At 71.7% G+C, this 15,810-nt stretch carries 17 protein-coding genes; 7 read left to right on the forward strand and 10 right to left on the reverse strand.

Annotated elements, in window-relative coordinates; genetic code table 11:
* Positions 1-38 precede the first annotated feature (38 nt).
* Complete coding sequence (locus FLW16_RS17045) at positions 39-431, forward strand: hypothetical protein (RefSeq protein ID WP_142561072.1); 393 nt, start codon at positions 39-41, stop codon at positions 429-431.
* On the opposite strand, the gene FLW16_RS17050 is transcribed toward FLW16_RS17045, so the two are convergent.
* Entirely contained in the window at positions 397-1,257 is an 861-nt protein-coding gene (locus tag FLW16_RS17050; RefSeq protein ID WP_142561073.1) for a pentapeptide repeat-containing protein, read from the reverse strand. The genes FLW16_RS17045 and FLW16_RS17050 overlap by 35 nt on opposite strands.
* Positions 1,258-1,382: 125 nt before the next feature.
* Between FLW16_RS17050 and FLW16_RS17055 the strand changes: the two genes are divergently transcribed.
* Entirely contained in the window at positions 1,383-1,853 is a 471-nt protein-coding gene (locus tag FLW16_RS17055; protein WP_142561074.1) for a hypothetical protein, read from the forward strand.
* Positions 1,854-1,921: 68 nt separating this feature from the next.
* Complete coding sequence (locus FLW16_RS17060) at positions 1,922-3,010, forward strand: DUF4037 domain-containing protein (RefSeq protein WP_142561075.1); 1,089 nt, start codon at positions 1,922-1,924, stop codon at positions 3,008-3,010.
* Here FLW16_RS17060 and FLW16_RS17065 read toward each other — a convergent pair.
* The 4 genes from FLW16_RS17065 to FLW16_RS17080 all read right to left on the reverse strand — a co-directional run bounded on the left by FLW16_RS17065 (position 3,007) and on the right by FLW16_RS17080 (position 7,160).
* Positions 3,007-4,647 carry a beta-N-acetylhexosaminidase gene (locus FLW16_RS17065; protein WP_142561076.1) on the reverse strand — a complete coding sequence of 547 codons (1,641 nt, stop codon included), beginning with the start codon at positions 4,645-4,647 and terminating at the stop codon, positions 3,007-3,009. The two genes, FLW16_RS17060 and FLW16_RS17065, sit on opposite strands and share 4 nt — an antisense overlap.
* An 85-nt stretch (positions 4,648-4,732) precedes the next feature.
* On the reverse strand, positions 4,733-5,608 hold the full coding sequence (locus tag FLW16_RS17070; protein WP_142561077.1) for an N-acetylmuramoyl-L-alanine amidase: 876 nt from the start codon (positions 5,606-5,608) through the stop codon (positions 4,733-4,735).
* A gap of 66 nt (positions 5,609-5,674) precedes the next feature.
* Complete coding sequence (locus tag FLW16_RS17075) at positions 5,675-5,941, reverse strand: hypothetical protein (RefSeq protein ID WP_079315186.1); 267 nt, start codon at positions 5,939-5,941, stop codon at positions 5,675-5,677.
* Positions 5,942-6,056: 115 nt separating this feature from the next.
* Positions 6,057-7,160, reverse strand: a complete 1,104-nt coding sequence (locus FLW16_RS17080) for a LacI family DNA-binding transcriptional regulator (RefSeq protein WP_142561078.1) — start codon at positions 7,158-7,160, stop codon at positions 6,057-6,059.
* A 222-nt stretch (positions 7,161-7,382) separates the two neighbouring features.
* Between FLW16_RS17080 and FLW16_RS17085 the strand changes: the two genes are divergently transcribed.
* Complete coding sequence (locus tag FLW16_RS17085) at positions 7,383-8,120, forward strand: TetR/AcrR family transcriptional regulator (protein WP_260615336.1); 738 nt, start codon at positions 7,383-7,385, stop codon at positions 8,118-8,120.
* Between the two features lie 233 nt (positions 8,121-8,353).
* Here the strand turns inward: FLW16_RS17085 and bldC are convergent, their stop codons facing one another.
* Complete coding sequence (bldC, locus tag FLW16_RS17090; RefSeq protein WP_013133571.1) at positions 8,354-8,557, reverse strand: developmental transcriptional regulator BldC; 204 nt, start codon at positions 8,555-8,557, stop codon at positions 8,354-8,356.
* Between the two features lie 521 nt (positions 8,558-9,078).
* Positions 9,079-9,945, reverse strand: a complete 867-nt coding sequence (locus tag FLW16_RS17095; protein WP_142561079.1) for a hypothetical protein — start codon at positions 9,943-9,945, stop codon at positions 9,079-9,081.
* A 134-nt stretch (positions 9,946-10,079) separates the two neighbouring features.
* Here FLW16_RS17095 and FLW16_RS17100 point away from each other — a divergent pair, with 134 nt between their 5' ends.
* Complete coding sequence (locus FLW16_RS17100) at positions 10,080-11,198, forward strand: Glu/Leu/Phe/Val dehydrogenase dimerization domain-containing protein (protein WP_142561080.1); 1,119 nt, start codon at positions 10,080-10,082, stop codon at positions 11,196-11,198.
* A gap of 151 nt (positions 11,199-11,349) precedes the next feature.
* Positions 11,350-11,580: a DUF3073 domain-containing protein gene (locus tag FLW16_RS17105; protein WP_079315184.1), complete on the forward strand. Its 231-nt coding sequence runs from the start codon at positions 11,350-11,352 to the stop codon at positions 11,578-11,580.
* A gap of 506 nt (positions 11,581-12,086) precedes the next feature.
* On the opposite strand, the gene purM is transcribed toward FLW16_RS17105, so the two are convergent.
* On the reverse strand, positions 12,087-13,115 hold the full coding sequence (purM, locus tag FLW16_RS17110; protein WP_142561081.1) for a phosphoribosylformylglycinamidine cyclo-ligase: 1,029 nt from the start codon (positions 13,113-13,115) through the stop codon (positions 12,087-12,089).
* Positions 13,112-14,548 carry an amidophosphoribosyltransferase gene (purF, locus tag FLW16_RS17115; RefSeq protein ID WP_142561082.1) on the reverse strand — a complete coding sequence of 479 codons (1,437 nt, stop codon included), beginning with the start codon at positions 14,546-14,548 and terminating at the stop codon, positions 13,112-13,114. The genes purM and purF overlap by 4 nt, the downstream gene beginning before the upstream one ends.
* A gap of 451 nt (positions 14,549-14,999) precedes the next feature.
* Here purF and FLW16_RS17120 point away from each other — a divergent pair, with 451 nt between their 5' ends.
* Positions 15,000-15,293 (forward strand): hypothetical protein, encoded by a 294-nt coding sequence (locus FLW16_RS17120; RefSeq protein WP_142561083.1) that lies wholly within the window; start codon positions 15,000-15,002, stop codon positions 15,291-15,293.
* 12 nt (positions 15,294-15,305) lie between these two features.
* Here FLW16_RS17120 and FLW16_RS17125 read toward each other — a convergent pair whose 3' ends face one another.
* On the reverse strand, positions 15,306-15,746 hold the full coding sequence (locus FLW16_RS17125; RefSeq protein ID WP_142561084.1) for a sterol carrier family protein: 441 nt from the start codon (positions 15,744-15,746) through the stop codon (positions 15,306-15,308).
* Positions 15,747-15,810: the final 64 nt, after the last annotated feature.

Here is a 15,810-nt window from a genome sequence, read left to right on the forward strand (position 1 = left end):
GCTCCCGCCCGCCTGCCCCGGCGCTAGGGTGATCCGCCATGGGTGTCCTGGTCGACTACTTCACCGCCGATTCCGACCGGTCCGCCCGGCGTGCCCTGTCCGCCGGGCCGGGGGCGGTCGACCTGCCGTATGTGGACTGCAAGGGATGGCTCGACGAGCTCGACACGCTGGCCGCCGAGCTCAGCGGACGCGACCTCAGCGAGTTCGGCGAGACCGAGACGGTCGTCACGGACGGCGAGGCGGCCGGCGTGGAGCGCGTGGCGTCCGAGACCGTCGAGGCGCTCGCCGCCGTGGACGACGCGCGGCTGGGTGAGTACGCCGAGGAGGAACTCCTCGACGAGTTCGAGGTCGAGCGCGTCACGGCCCTGCGGGACCTGGCCCGCACGGCCGTACGGCTCAACCAGGGGATGTATTGCTGGATGTGCCCCTGAACGCCGCGAACAGCTCCTCGCGGAGGGCGGGCGGCAGCCTGCGGCCCATGTCCAGAAGGCTGACCACCGCGTGGTCGTCGTTGTGCTCCACGGCACTGCCTGCGAGGAACTCCAGGCTGAAGCGGGCCTCCTCCCGGTGTTTCGGGTCCGGCCACGCCTCCACAAGCGGCAGCACCGCCCGCATCCGCGCGGTCACGCGGTCGAGAAGCGCGTAGCCGGGCGGGCCGGGCCAGCGCTGCGCGTACAGGTCGATGTGCTTGAAGGCGACGTCGTCCAGCTCGGCGGCCGTGAAGTCGTTGCCGGTGAACGCGTTGCGCTCCCGGCCCAGCGCGGCCTGGTTCTTCGTGGGACGGCCCCAGAAGTTGATGTCGTGGAGCCTCCCGGAGAAGACGCAGCCGACGAACTCGGCCTCGGTCGTGAACGTCTGCTGCCTCAGCCGCGCCCGGTCGAACACGCACCTCTCGAATCGGACGTTGCCGAACGAGGTGAGGGGCGCGAAGCGCGTACGCCGGAACACGCAGTCGCGGAAGACCGACCGCGGCCATACGTCGCCCCTCCACGTCCGCCGGAGGCCGGCGCCCATCGTCAGGGTGTCGAAGGCGGCACCGGAGAAGTCGCAGCCGTCGAACTCGCTGCCTTCGACGATGACGTCGGAGAACCGGGTTCCGGAGAAGTCGACGTTCACCAGCCGTGCCCGCTCGAAGATCACGCTCGACACTCCGGGCGGCAGCTCGAACCGCTGGTCGCGCAGCTCGCCGCGGGCGACCCAGGCGTGCCGCCACTCTTCCCGGCTCGGCCGCAGGCTGAACGGCTCGGCCCTCCTCACGCGGACCGCCCGCCGCGGCCGTCGCCCGCGGAGAGGCGAATCACGATCATGCGCTCCGAAAGTACGAGATCATGCATGGGCGGAGTCTCGCAGCCCGCCCCGACAAAGCTAAGCGAGCGACCCCCATGAGCGCCATCTACGACCAGGCCGACGGCGAGCGGATCGCCGTGGCCGACAGCGGTGATTCCGTGAGCATCATCAACCGCTCCGGGAGGATCGTCGTCGCCAAGAAGGACGTACGCAGGCTCGCCGAGCGGGTCCTCGCCGCGGCGGGCCGGGTGGCCGTCGTCCTGTTCCCGCCGGCCCTGCGGAAGGACACGCTGTCGGTCTCCGGCCCGTCCGGGCGGTGGAAGGTCCGCGTCTCGCCGAAGAACGGCGCTCGTGTCCTCGTCGAGGTCGATCCGCAGGGTCTCGGGCCGGCCGAGGCCTACGAACTCGCCGCCGCCGTCGCGGTGGCCGGGCGCCACATCGGCGACGCCGCACAGGCCGATCTGCGCCTGACCGCGAGGATCCGCGAGGTGATCGACACCTACCAGGGCCTCGACGCGGAGAAGATCGCGGCCGCCATCGTCGCCGAGGTCCTCGACGGAGCGTGACAGCCCGCCCCGCCGCACCGTGAAAAGCCGGTTGCCCCGCGCGCCGGAGCCCGCGGAGGATGTCGGCCATGGGAGACGGGCACGTGCGCGGACTGGAGCTGTCGCGGCGGTTCTACCTGGAGGCGGTGGCGCCGCTGCTGGCGCGGCGCTTCGGCGGCCTCACGCACACGGCGGCCCTCCTCGGTCCTGGCTCGGAGGTGCTCGGGTACGACACCGAGCGGTCCACCGACCACGACTGGGGTCCACGGCTGCAGCTGTTCCTGAGTCCCGAGGACGCCGCCGCCCACGGAGAGGCCGTGGACGCCGCGCTCGCCGGGAGCCTGCCGCCGGACTTCCTCGGCTATCCCACGAACTTCGGCTCGACCGGGGTCGGCGGCACCCGGCACATGGAGACGGCGGACGGGCCGCTCCGGCACGGAGTGGTGGTGGCAGAGCTGACCGCATGGCTCACCGGGCACCTCGGGTTCGACCCGATCGCGGGCGTCGGCCTGTCCGACTGGCTGGCGACGCCCACCCAGACGCTCGCGGAGATCACGGCGGGAGAGGTCTTCCACGACGGCCTGGGCCTGCTCCTGCCGGTGCGCCGGCGCCTCGCCTGGTATCCCGGCGACGTCTGGCGCTACGTCCTGGCCTGCCAGTGGCGGCGGATATGTCAGGAGGAGGCGTTCGTGGGCCGCGCCGGCGAGGTCGGCGACGAACTGGGCTCGGCCGTCACCTGCGCCCGCCTGGTGCGCGACCTCATCCGGCTCGCCCTGCTCATGCACCGCCGCTACCCGCCGTACGGCAAGTGGCTGGGCAGCGCCTTCGCCGCCCTGCCGTGCGGCCCGGCTCTGGCGCCCGTGCTCAGGGCGGCCGTGTCGGCCACGGACTGGCGGGACCGCGAGGGCCACCTCGCCACCGCCTACGAGGCCCTCGCGGCCCTGCACAACGCCCTCGGCCTCACCGCGCCCGTCGATCCGCGCACCCGGCCCTACCACAGCCGGCCCTTCCGGGTGCTGCACGCCGAGCGCTTCACCGAGGCGCTCCTGCAGACCATCGCCGATCCGGAGGTGCGGCGGCTGCCTCTGACCGGCGCGGTGGACCAGTACGTCGACAGCACCGACGCGCTGGGCGACCGCCCCCGCGTGCGGCGCGTCGCGGACGCGGCCCGGCGTTAGAGGCTGGGCCGGGTGGAGTCGGCCGACAGGCTGAGCTCGTGCAGATGGCGCATCACGTCGTGCACGGCGACGGCGCCCGGGCGGTGGCGACGCCATCCGGTGCCGCCCCGCTGCCACGGCCGGGGCCCGGACAGCGGGCGGTACTCCACGCCGAACGCGTCCATCCGCGCCAGGTGGGCGTCGAGGCGGCGGAGGAAGTCCTCGGACCCGGCCGGGCCGCCGGTCCACGCGACCTCGGCCGCCGCGCAGCCCCGGGGCCAGGCGCGGTAGTCGAGCGTCCGGCCGTCCGGGATGCGCTCGCTCCACAGCTGGAACTGGACGCCGATCACCCGCTCACGCTCCTCCTCCGGCCACTCGGACGGCGCGGGCGCGAAGGCCGCCACGTCGGCCACGGTGATCGCGTCTCCCAGGCCGGCCGGCTCCTCGGGAGAGGCCGCCTCGGCGTAGTCGAAGTACATCGGGAAGACCGGTGTCGCCACCACGTCGTGCCCCGCCGCCGCGGCCCGGCGGGCGACGTGCTCGCCGCGCCAGGGCATCACGATCGTGTCCGGCCTCAGCCTGCCGCTGACGAACGCCTCGTCCCACACCACCGTGCGGCTGCCGCGGTCGGCCAGCGCGTCGGCGAGCCGCCGCAGGAACCAGGCGTGCAGGTCACCGGTGCTCTCCAGGCCCAGCGAGGCCTGGTACGCCGAGATCTCGGCCGACGCCGCCCAGTCGTCGAGCACGCACTCGTCGCCGCCGATGTGGAAGTAGGGCACCTCGCCCAGGGCCTCGGCGATCTCGGCGAACACGGTGGTCAGGAAGTCGACGGTCGCCGGGAGCGGGGACAGGATCGCCGACGAGATGCCCCACCGGTCCAGCACCTCGTAGCGCTCCTCCGGCCGGGACGCCAGCGCGGGATAGGCGGCCAGCACGGCGGAGGCGTGCCCCGGCACGTCGATCTCCGGCACGACGGTGACCGCCCGCGCCCGCGCGTACGCCGAGATCTCCGTCAGGTCGGCGAGCGTGTAGTGGCCGCCATGGGGGACGCCGTCGAAGGCGAGCTCTTCGCCCCTGTGGCTGGTGATCGTCCGCGCCCGGTGCGAGCCCACCTCGTGCAGCAGCGGGAACGCCCTGCTCTCCACCCGCCAGCCCTGGTCGTCGGCCAGGTGAAGATGCAGCCGGTTCAGCTTGTGCAGCGCCATCAGGTCGATCATGCGCAGCACCTCCCGCTTCGGCAGGAAGCTGCGGGCCACGTCGACGTGCGCGCCGCGCCAGGAGAACCCGGGCGCGTCCTCCACCCGCCCGCAGGGGACGGTCCAGGACGTCCCGGGCACGAGGGCCGACCGGAACGCCTCGGCCGGCAGGAGCTGCCGCAGCGTCTGCCCGGCGTAGAAGGCGCCCGCCCGGTCTCCGGCCGCGATGCGCACGCCGTCGCCCGCGATCGTCATCGTGTACGCCTCCGGCCCGAGCCGGGGGTCCTCCTCCACCCGCACGGCCGCCGTGGCGGCGTCGCCGGGCCTGAGGTCGAGCACAGGGAGCGCGAGCCGTACGGCGTCGGTGAGCGGGGCCGGGCCCGACACGGCGGAGCCGGGCGCGATCTCGGCCGATCCCGAGCCCGTCTCGACGAGCCTCGGCAGGGGGAGGAGATGCATCATGCCGCCGATGATGCCAAACCCCACCGGCGGTCCCGCCACCCCCTTCAGAGCCCCCTGAGAGCCGCCGAGAGCCCCCGAGGCGCGGTCAGCGGGCGGAGGCGAGGTAGTTCTCCAGGCCCTTCGCCAGCGACTGCGCCATCTTCGCGCGGAACGCGGAGTCCTTGAACTTGGCGGCGTCCTTGGCGTTGCGCATGTTGCCGCACTCGATGAAGATCTTCGGCACCGTCGACAGGTTGAGCCCGCCGAGGTCGCTGCGGTAGTTCAGCGCCTGCCTGCCGATGTAGTTCGAGTACGGCAGGCCCGTGCCGCTGTGGAAGGCGTCCCGCACGGTCTCGCCGAGACGCGCCGAGTCCTTCACGACCCGATCGACCGGCCCGCCGATCTTCTTCGGCATGATGACGTGGAACCCGCGGAGGTTCGCCGCCGCGCCGTCGCCGTGGATGGAGATCGCCGCGTCCGCGTGGGCCTTGTTCCCGATGGCGGCCCGCTGGTTGATGCAGGGACCCCACTCGGTGCCGCTCGTCCGGGTGAGCTTGACCGTGGCCCCCCGGGCCCGCAGCAGCTTGGCGAGCCTGTTGGACACGTCCCAGGTGAAGGCCGCCTCGGTGTAGCCGTCGTTCGTCGACGTGCCGGTCGTGTCGCAGGCCTTCTTCTGGTTGGAGATGTCGACCAGCTGGTTGATCTCCTTGGTGTGGCGGAAGTTGCCGCCGTTGTGGCCCGGGTCGATCACCACGACCTTCCCGGTCAGCGGCAGGGCCTGCGTCTCGGAGGCGGCCGTACGCGTGGCCGGGGCGGCCGTCCCGGAGACGTCCGCCTGGTTCTGGGTCGCGGCCGGCCGTCCGAGCCGGGGCGAGGCGGCGGGGGCGGCGGCCCCCGTGTCGGAGACCTCAGCGCCGCCGCAGGCGACGGCTCCGACCCCGCACAGGGCCAGGGCTGCGGCGGCGAGTGGTCGTCTGATCACGGTCGAAATCCCTTCCCGGAGGTGTGGTCTCCCCAACCTAAAGGGAACGGAGTCGTGATCAGACCGTTATGCCGGAAACCTGCCCACCCACGCCGGCTCGGGGACCTCCTGCCGATGCAGGAGAGCGGCCAGCTCACGGGCGTCCTCGGCGTCGAGGCCCAGCACCACGCGGGGCCGTCCCCAGGGGTGGTCGATCGAGTGGGCGACGTAGCTCGCCACCGACTCGGCGACGTCCTCGCTGCCCAGCCCCCGGCTCTCCCTCCAGTGCGCCCAGGCCCGCTCCAGTTCGCCGGCGGCCCGCTGAGCGCAGGAGACCAACTCAGGATCACGCATGAATCCCCCCGAATTCCCGGGCGCCGGCCTGCGGGCAGCCCTTCCGCGACCCGCCGGGGGCCGGCGCCACGGCTGAAGTCAACACCGGCCGCGAGGGGACACGTCGGTGATTGACCTAGCTTTGGCCACCACTTGGAGCGGGCCCGGTGCTGCGCCGTACGACGAGCTGCGGGCTCACCTGCCGCAGCCGGGCGGTCTTGCCGGGCTCGGTGATGCGGTCGCTCAGCAGCGCCGCCGCCGAGCGGCCCATGGCCCGCCGGGGCTGGTCCACGCTGGTCAGCGAGATGTGGGTGACGGCCGCGAGATGGGTGTTGTCATATCCGACGACCGACAGGTCCTCGGGCACCCGTAGCCCCAGCTCGCTCGCCGCGGTCAGCACGCCCATGGCCACGATGTCGTTCGCCGCGAAGATCGCCGTCGGCCGGGGGTCGCGCTTCAGCAGCGCCAGCGCCGCGCGCCGGCCGCCCTCCTCGCTGAAGTCGCCGTGCTCGACCATGATGTACGGCGCCAGCGCGTGGCGGCGCATGGCCACCAGGTAGCCCTCGCACCGGCAGCGGGCGGCCGACGACGGGGCGCCCTCGATGTGGGCGATGCGCCGGTGGCCCAGCTCCACGAGGTGGTCCACGGCGTAGCGGGCGCCGAGTTGGTCGTCGTCGACGACGATGTCCACGCCCTCGAGTTCGACGTCGCGCTCGCCGACCACCACGGTGGGCGTGTAGGCCGCGGCCTCGGCCAGCGTGTCGCTGGACGGCGCGACCCCGAGCAGGACCAGGCCGTCCACCCGCAGTTCGAGGAACGCCTCGACGGCCTCGTCCTCGAACGCCGGGTCCCAGCGGCCGCTGCCGATCAGCAGCCGCAGCCCGTCGCCGTGCAGGCTCTCCTGCAGGCCGTCGAGGAACTCCGCGTAGAAGGGGTTGTGCAGGTCGGCCACGAGCGCGCCCACCAGGTGGGTGCGCCCCTCGACCAGGCTTCGGGCGACCGCGTTCGGGCGGTAGCCGAGCTCCCTGGCGGCCTGGAGGACCGCCTCCCTGCGGTGCTCGCTCACGTGCGGGGAGCCCCGCAGCACGAGAGACACCAGCGACTTGGAGACTCCTGCCCGCTCGGCCACGTTGCGGATCGTCGGGCGTGGCCGCGGGCTGAACCCATCGGACAGTCCGCCGGTGGGGATCGCGACCCCGACGTCTTTCCGGGCAGTGGTCTGCATGGACGGTCCTGACATGGTTCTCCCCACGATGCGTGGACGTGCACCTGACACACCAAACGATCGAGTTGCCCTGAGGGTACGGGTTGATCGCGGTAAGACAGGATCCTTCCTCTAATCGGGCGTTGGGAAGGTTAGCCGCACGATGGGGAGGACGGCGGAGCCGGGAGGGGGTTCCAAGGGGAACCCTTGATCTGGCCGGTCCCCCTCCCAGGGGGCCGATTCGCTAGGGTGCGGGGTGTGAGTGCCACACGCCAAGCGGAAGACGGGGCACGGCCGGCGCGCCGCAGGCTCAGCGTGGACCGGCGGCGTGAAGAGCTCATCGCCGCCGCGCTCGAGCTGTTCAGCAGGCACGACGCCGAGGACGTCTCGATCGACGACGTGGCGGCTTCCGCGGGCGCGTCGAGGGCGCTCGTCTACCACTACTTCGGTGGCAAGCAGGAGCTCTACGTGGCGGCCCTGCGCAGCGCGGCCGCCGAACTGCGGGCGCGGTTACAGCCGCAGGGCGAGGGCGGGCCGCTGGAGCAGCTCACTTCGGGCCTGACGCGTTACTTCGACTTCGTCGAGGAGCACGCGGCCGGCTTCGCCGCGTTGCTCAGGGGAGGCCCGGCCAATCGCGCCGGGGAGATCGGCGAGATCGTCGACGGGGTGCGGCAGCGCATGCTGCGCATGATCGTTCATCAGATGGGGGTCGACGCGCCCGGTCCGGCGTTGCGCGTCACGCTGAGGTCGTGGGTCGCCTCGGTGGAGACGGCCGGCCTCGACTGGCTGGAGCACCGCGACATGGAGCGGGCCGAGCTGGAGCGCCTCCTGGTGGACCAGATGGTCGCGCTCCTGCGGGCGGCGAGCGAGCACGATCCCGGGGTGCGGGTGCTGCTGGAGACCCTGCTGCCCGTGCACCGGGCGTCTGAGAACCCGGCATCTGAGAAGCGGGCATCTGAGAACCCGGCGGCCGCGAACCGTGAGGCCGTTCCCTGAACTCTCACCGCGTTCGTGAGACGTCCCGAGGCGCGAGTGCCAGGGCCGTACGCATGGGAAGACGAGGGGAACCGCCGGGGGCGGACGGACCGTGTACGCGGGGAGGCGCCGGGCGGGCGGCGCCGACCCCAGATCCCCTCCCATGACCCGTAGCGGTCACGGGAGCGTGGTGGACGCGCTCACATCCCCGACGCGAGCGCGCCGTCGTTCCCCCGTGGCGTGACGGCCACGTCCTACTCGGACCGCTGCTGCGGAATCCCCGCGAGCAGTGCCCGGACCTCGGTCTCCCGGTACCGCCGGTGACCGCCGAGGGTGCGGATGGACGTCAACTTGCCCGCCTTCGCCCACCGGGTGACGGTCTTGGGGTCGACGCGGAACATCGTGGCGACCTCCGCCGGGGTGAGCAGTGGCTCGGCCTCGGGTGTACGAGCTGACATTTGTGCGGCCTCTCCTCCGTGTGGACCGCCGGCAGCGATCCTGCGACTTGTCTGGCGCAAGTGCCCCTTCCGCCAAGCCCTGCCCCGTCGCGTCGGCCGGAGCGGCGTCGTCCGCCTCGCCCGCGAGAGCTCCTCGCAGGCTCGGACCTTCCGCGCGCCAGGAGTCGTCGCCGACAGCACTGTGTCGGCTCCTCCTCCGCCTTGCGATGCACCACTCTGGACACCGCTGCGTTCGGGCAAATCTTGTCGGTCGCGGCACTGTCACGGATGTCCTTCAATGATCCAAAAACGTGCGGTTTCTAGGACCATTTACGGCATCACCCGATGTGACCATACAGCCACGTAGTGCGATTGGCGAGCCCTCTGGGCACAACGTCTCGACCACGGGTTGATGTCACGCTCGGTGATTCTAGCGACACGTTTCGTGGTATCGCAGTGAAAACGGCAAACTACTCAGTTCGTAGATGTGAGATCGACTATGTCATGACCTGAATCGGCAGGTCAGGACATGTTCATGACCGTCAGTTTGCCGATTCCAGGGCCCGGATCGACCTCCAGCGGAGAATCACCCGCTGATACATCGCGAAGGCAAGTTCTTCCTGACCGTTGTCCAAACCCGCGAGGGCGGTCGCCACCTCGGCGACGGACTGGTCGCCCTGGAGGGTCCGGTCGTCCATCAGGTGGACGAGGCCGCCGTAGTCGAGCTCCACCAGCGAGTGGGGGTGGAACTCCTCCAGCCAGCGGCCCACCTCCTCGACCTCGGTGAGGGCCGCCACCTGTCCCACGTGCCTGCGGATCACCACCAGCGCGCGCGCCACCCGGCGCCGGGCCTGCGCCATCGAGGTGACGTACAGCATGTTCCTGGGCGGCGCGGCGGTGGTCTGCGCGCCCGCCTCGGCCGGCTGCTCCGAGCCCAGCACGAGCCAGCGCTCGGCAGAGTCGAACGGCGCGAACCACGCGATCGGCACATGCCACGTGCTCGTGCGGATGTGGGTGCGCAGGGACTGCTCTCCCCGCTTGAACCGGTCGAAGTCGTCGGCGGTCTGCTCCGCGATGGCCTGGGGCACGAACCGGGAGGCGAGCTTGACGGGGACGCTCCCGCGGAACGACGCGAACGCCAGCCACGACCGCAGCCTGCTCTGCCAGGGGCAGACGTACAGCGTCTCCTCCACCCGGCGCAGGTAGGCGTTGGGGCTCTCCCGCTCGGGCGCCGGCAGCGGCGGAACCGACAGCAGGCGGCGGACCGCCTCGCCGTGTTCGACCTCGAGCGCGCCCGCCCGGCGCGGCCGGTCGCGCGATTCGGCGTACCGGACCCACCGAGCCTGATCCTGCGGGGCGAAAGCGGTCAGCGGCTCGTACACACGGAGATAGGCGGCGTAGGGGAGCACACCAGAATCGTGCCACGTCGCGGGACGCATGTGCAGCACCGTCCCGGCTTTTCATGATCGTTTCGCGGGTGCATCGGATAAGCTGAAGGCCGATCGCCGCAACGAGGCGGCGTACACGATCAGGAGTCACCACCGTGACCGACGTTTTCGGGCTGTCCCACAAGGATTCCAGCTCCGGCGGCGACACGAACCCCGCCCAGCCGGTGCGACACGAACAGGTCGTCTTCTGCTCCGACGAGCGTAGCGGCCTGTACGCCATCATCGCGATCTACAGCACCGCGCTCGGACCGGGGCTCGGCGGCACCCGGTTCTACCCCTACCAGAGCGAGCAGGCCGCACTCGCCGACGTGCTCAACCTCTCCCGGGCCATGGCGTACAAGAACGCGCTGGCCGGCCTCGACCACGGCGGCGCCAAGGCCGTCATCATCGGCGACCCCGCGGCCGACAAGAGCGAGGCGCTGCTGCGGGCCTACGGCAGGTTCGTCCAGTCGCTCGGCGGCCGCTACTACACGGCCTGCGACGTGGGCACCTACAGCGAGGACATGGACGTCGTGGCGCGCGAGTGCTCCTACGTCACCGGCCGCACCCAGGCGCACGGCGGCGCCGGAGACTCCTCCATCCTCACCGCCTTCGGTGTGTTCCAGGGCATGCGGGCCGCCGCCGACCACGTGTACGGCGCGTCCTCCCTGAGCGGCAGGCGGGTCGGGGTCGAGGGGGTCGGCAAGGTCGGCCGCCGACTCGTCGACCACCTGATCGAGGACGGGGCCGAGGTCGTGATCTGCGACGTCGACGAGCAGGCCGTCGAGCGGGTGCGGCGGCGCCACCCCGCCGTCGAGGCCGTGCCCGACGCCGCCACCCTCGCGGCCTCCGACATCGACGTGTACGCGCCCTGCGCCCTCGGCGGCGCGCTGGACGACGAGACCGTCCCCCGGCTCAAGGCGAAGATCGTATGTGGTGGGGCCAACAACCAGCTCGCCCATCCCGGTGTCGAGAAGCAGCTCGCCGAGCGGGGCATCCTGTACGCCCCGGACTACGTCGTGAACTCCGGCGGGGTCATCCAGGTGGCCGACGAGATCGAGGGCTTCGACATGGACCGGGCCCGCGCCCGGGCGGCGAAGATCTTCGACACGACCTTGAGAATCTTCCGCTCGGCCGAGGAGGAAGGCGTCCCTCCCGCCGTCGCAGCGGATAGGCTGGCAGAGCGGAGAATGTCAGAAATCGGTCGGCTAAGGGGTATTTGGCTCCGGCGCTGACCGCCGCCGCTCGTACGACGTACCGAGCGGCGCACAAACCAGGTACGGTAATAGGCGAACGAGAGACTGACGCCTGAAGTCAGGTGGCGTCGGTGCGCGGTGCGTTAGTGACGAGGGGTCGGGCACGGCCCCGCATGAGGGGGTCGAGCCAATGGGGCGCGGCCGAGCCAAGGCCAAGCAGGTCAAGGTCGCCCGTCAGCTGAAGTACAACAGCGGCGGTACGGATCTTGAGCGCCTGCGCGCGGAGCTCGGAGTCGTGGACGCCGACGATTCCGGCCACAGTGACGAGCATGACCCTTACGACGAGTTGGCTGATCGCTACGCCGATTACGCGGCCGTCGACGACGACGACGGCGACGACGATCGCCGTGGGCGGCGTTGACCCGGTTCTGATCGCCAGGTGAGTGACCCGGCGGGGATGTTCCCGCCGGGTTCTCTCTCTGTCCGCGAGTCGCTCTCCCGCGAGCCCCTCGCCTCCGCTACGGAGACGGGTGCTGGGTGAGAGCCGGCCGGCCGCGCGGTGTTGTGGTCGGCCGCATTTGTGGCCGGACACGGTCATGGCCGGTCGGCGTAATCGGCGTGCCTTCTCATCGTCGAGTCGCCCATACCGGGCCGTCGTGGTCGCCGTCACGGTGCGATGCTCGGGTGCCTTCTCTGCTTCCAGCGGCGGACCCGGAAGAGTCCGCCGTGGCCGCGCCTCCCGAATGTGACGGATCGCACGAGGCCGCGGACATCCTCCGGACGTCAGCGCCCGGACACGCGGGTCGCAACGACGTGACCGCCCCTGACCCTTGGTGCCGGTGCGCCGGCCGCCGGCCGATCAGTCGCGGCCGTCCCGCCACGACCTCCATCCGGCGACCGTTCGTCGGGCCGGGCGGCCCGGGGACATCACTGACGGAAACGGGCCCGTCCCTCGCCCGCGACGACCTCGCCCAGCACCCAGGCGGGCAGGCCCCGACCGGTCAGCAGCGCGAGCGCCTTGTCGGCCTCCGCGGCCGGAACGATCGCGCACATGCCCACGCCGAGGTTGAACGTCTTGTCCATCTCCTCCTGGGGCACGCCGCCGCGCCCGGCCAGCACCTCGAAGATCGCGGGCGGGGTCCAGGAGTTCCGGTCGAGAATGGCGTCCACCGTGCCGGGCAGTGACCTGGCCAGGTTGGCCGCCAGCCCGCCGCCGGTGATGTGGGCCAGGGCGTGCACCTCGGTCTCCCGGATGAGCGCCAGGCAGTCGAGCGAGTAGATGCGCGTGGGCTCAAGCAGTTCCTCGCCGAGCGTACGGCCCAGCTCGGGCAGCTCCTGCTCCAGGCCCAGCCCGGCGGTCTTGATCACGTGCCTGACCAGCGAGTAGCCGTTGGAGTGGACACCGCTGGAGGCCAGCCCGAGCACCACGTCCCCCGGCACGACCCGGTCGGGGCCGAGCATCTCGTCCGCCTCGACGACCCCGGTGCCGGCGCCCGCGAGGTCGTACTCGTCGGGGCCCATCGCGCCGGGGTGCTCGGCGGTCTCCCCGCCGACCAGCGCGCAGCCCGCGAGCCGGCACCCCTCGGCCACGCCGCCCACGATGTCGGCGATCCGCTCGGGCACGACCTTGCCGCACGCGATGTAGTCGGTCATGAACAGCGGCTCGGCCCCGCAGACCACGAGGTCGTCCACGACCATGCCGACGAGGTCGATGCCGATCGTGTCGTGCTTGCCGAGCTGCTGGGCCAGCATCACCTTGGTGCCCACGCCGTCGGTTGACGTGGCCAGCAGCGGCCTGCGGTAGCGCAGGAACGCCGAGGCGTCGAAGAGCCCGGCGAAGCCGCTGGCGTCGTCCACGACCTCCGGGCGCCGGGAGCGCGCCACCCGCGACTTCATCAGCTCGACCGCGCGGTCGCCGGCCTCGATGTCGACGCCGGCGTCGGCGTAGCTCGTCATCGCTGAGCCTCCAGCACGAACTTGCCCACCCTGTCGTCCTCGATCGGAATGGGGTACTCACCGGTGAAGCACGCGCGGCAGAGCCGGTCGGCCGGCAGCGTCGTCGCCCGGGTGAGCCCCTCCAGGGAGATGTACCCGAGGGAGTCGGCGCCGAGCGAGGAGCGGATCTCCTCGACCGACAGAGATCCGGCGATCAGCTCCGCGCGGGTGGCGAAGTCGATGCCGTAGAAGCACGGCCAGGCGACCGGGGGCGAGGAGATCCGCACGTGGACCTCGGTGGCCCCGGCCTCGCGCAGCATCTTCACGATGGCCCGCTGGGTGTTGCCGCGGACGATCGAGTCGTCCACGACCACCAGGCGCTTGCCCTCGATGACCTCGCGCAGCGGGTTGAGCTTGAGGCGGATGCCGAGCTGGCGGATGGTCTGCGACGGCTGGATGAACGTCCGGCCGACGTAGGAGTTCTTCACCAGGCCCTGGCCGTACGGGATGCCGCTCTGCTCGGCGTAGCCGATGGCGGCGGGGGTGCCGGACTCGGGCGTGGGGATCACGAGGTCGGCGTCCACCGGGTGTTCGCGGGCCAGCACGCGGCCGACCTCGACCCGGGTGGACTGCACGCCGCGCCCGGCGATCGTGGTGTCGGGGCGGGCGAGGTAGACGTACTCGAACAGGCAGCCCTTGGGCTCGGCCGACGCGAAGCGCCGCGAGCGGACCCCGCGCTCGTCGATGGTCAGCAGCTCGCCGGGCTCGATCTCGCGGATGAACGACGCGCCGACGATGTCGAGGGCGGCGGTCTCGGACGCGACCACCCAGCCGCGCTCCAGCCGGCCCAGCACGAGCGGGCGGATGCCCTGCGGGTCGCGGGCGGCGAACAGCGTCGTCTCGTTCATCCAGACGAGCGAGTAGGCGCCCTTGACCTCCGGGAGCAGCTCGGCCGCCACGTCCTCGACCGGGCGCGAGGAGTCCTGCGCCAGGAGAGCGGTGAGCACCTCGGTGTCGGTCGTCGCCCGGGTCGAGCCCGGCGCGAGCCGTTCTGCGAGGTGGGCGGTGTTGATCAGGTTGCCGTTGTGGGCGAGCGCCAGCCCCTTGCCGTCGCTGGAGTTCAGCGTGGGCTGCGCGTTCTCCCAGACGCTCGATCCGGTGGTGGAGTAACGGCAGTGTCCGATGGACAGGTGCCCCCGAAGGGTGCCGAGGATCGACTCGTCGAAGACCTGGGCCACCAGGCCCATGTCCTTGTAGACGAGGATGCGGTTGCCCTCGCTGACCGCGATGCCCGCGGACTCCTGTCCGCGGTGCTGCAGCGCGTAGAGGCCGTAGTAGGTGAGTTTGGAGACGTCCTCCCCGGGCGCCCATACGCCGAAGACGCCACAGGCGTCCTTCGGAGCGCGGTCCTGGGGGTCGAGGTCATGGCCCAGCCGGCCGTCGCCCTTCAACACGTACTTGAGTCTATTTGGGCATTGGCGCTGCTCAAACCCGGGCATGCCCGTCAGGCGCCGGAACCATCACCCGCCCTTTGCCGTGTCGCCCCTGCTCACACGCGGAATTCGGGGCAGCCTGGGCTTTCGGACAGGCCCTAAGAATCGGAAATGGCCCAGAACCGGTACGGGAGGGATGAACGTGGCGACACCCGACGACCCCGGGCGCCCGCGGGAGCCGTACGGCCCGGGGAACCCGGAGGAGCGGGAGCCGCCGGCGGGAGGACCCGCAGGCCCGCCCTATGGTCAGCCCCCCTACGGAGGCCCGCCCCATGGCCCGCCTCCTTATGGACAGCCTCCCTACGGGCAGCCGCCGTACGGAGGGCCGCTGCCGCCGCCCCCGGGACCTGGCGGACCTCCCGGTGGGCCCTGGGGACCCCAACCGGGCGGCGGGCTCGGGACGGCCGCGCTGGTGCTCGGGATCTGCTCGATCGTCCTGCTGCTGGTCTGCGGCGTCGGCACGCTCGTGGCGATCGTCGGGCTCGTCATCGGCATCGTGGCGATCGCCAGGAACTCCAACCGGGGCAGGGCGGCCGGAGGAGTGGTGCTGAGCACACTGACCCTGCTGCTCGCCCTGATCATGAGCGTGGCGCTCTACAACTGGTTCAAGACCAGGCATGTCGGCGAGTGCTTCGACCGCCGGGTCTACCCCACACAGGAGGACGCGCAGCGCTGCGTGCAGAACAAGCTCTCCGGGTTCCAGTGACCCGGGCGGGGCTCACCAGAGCGGCAGCAGCGCGGACAGGTCGGCCCGGGAGCCGCTGGCCGCGATCTTCCCGGCGGCGGTGGCGTCGGCCCACGACAGCCGGCCGGTGGCCAGTTCGAGCCAGGTGCGAGGGTCGGTCTCGATGACGTTGGGCGGGGTGCCCCGCGTGTGCCGGGGCCCCTCCACGCACTGCACCGCGGCGTGCGGGGGGACCCGCACCTCCACCGACCGTCCCGGCGCCCGCGCGGCCAGGTCCTCCAGCAGGTGCCGTACGGCGGCGCGGGCGGCGGCCCTCAGCGGCGTGAGCCCGGCCTCGTAGGCGTCGAGCACGGCCAGCGCGCACGCGTCGCCGGCCGCGCTCTCGGGACCGTCGAACGGCGGCCGTCCGAGATCGGCGAGCTGGGCGTCGAGCGCCTCTCTGATCTTCCCTGGGCCGAGTCTGCGTGCCGGCACCGGCCCATTGTCCCGGATGCCGCCTCCGCTCGAACTCGCGGGAAAGCGACAACGTGATCAAGGA

Origin of the sequence: Microbispora sp. KK1-11, from assembly GCF_006874435.1 — a bacterium.
GTDB classification, from domain to species: Bacteria; Actinomycetota; Actinomycetes; order Streptosporangiales; family Streptosporangiaceae; genus Microbispora; species Microbispora catharanthi.

Bases quoted from the DNA above. Each gene is read 5' to 3' on its own strand.
- FLW16_RS17045 (WP_142561072.1), top strand. From the start codon at position 39: ATGGGTGTCCTGGTCGACTACTTCACCGCCGATTCCGACCGGTCCGCC.
- FLW16_RS17055 (WP_142561074.1), top strand. From the start codon at position 1,383: ATGAGCGCCATCTACGACCAGGCCGACGGCGAGCGGATCGCCGTGGCC.
- FLW16_RS17060 (WP_142561075.1), top strand. From the start codon at position 1,922: ATGGGAGACGGGCACGTGCGCGGACTGGAGCTGTCGCGGCGGTTCTAC.
- FLW16_RS17065 (WP_142561076.1), bottom strand. From the start codon at position 4,647: ATGATGCATCTCCTCCCCCTGCCGAGGCTCGTCGAGACGGGCTCGGGA.
- FLW16_RS17075 (WP_079315186.1), bottom strand. From the start codon at position 5,941: ATGCGTGATCCTGAGTTGGTCTCCTGCGCTCAGCGGGCCGCCGGCGAA.
- FLW16_RS17080 (WP_142561078.1), bottom strand. From the start codon at position 7,160: ATGTCAGGACCGTCCATGCAGACCACTGCCCGGAAAGACGTCGGGGTC.
- bldC (WP_013133571.1), bottom strand. From the start codon at position 8,557: ATGTCAGCTCGTACACCCGAGGCCGAGCCACTGCTCACCCCGGCGGAG.
- FLW16_RS17105 (WP_079315184.1), top strand. From the start codon at position 11,350: ATGGGGCGCGGCCGAGCCAAGGCCAAGCAGGTCAAGGTCGCCCGTCAG.
- purM (WP_142561081.1), bottom strand. From the start codon at position 13,115: ATGACGAGCTACGCCGACGCCGGCGTCGACATCGAGGCCGGCGACCGC.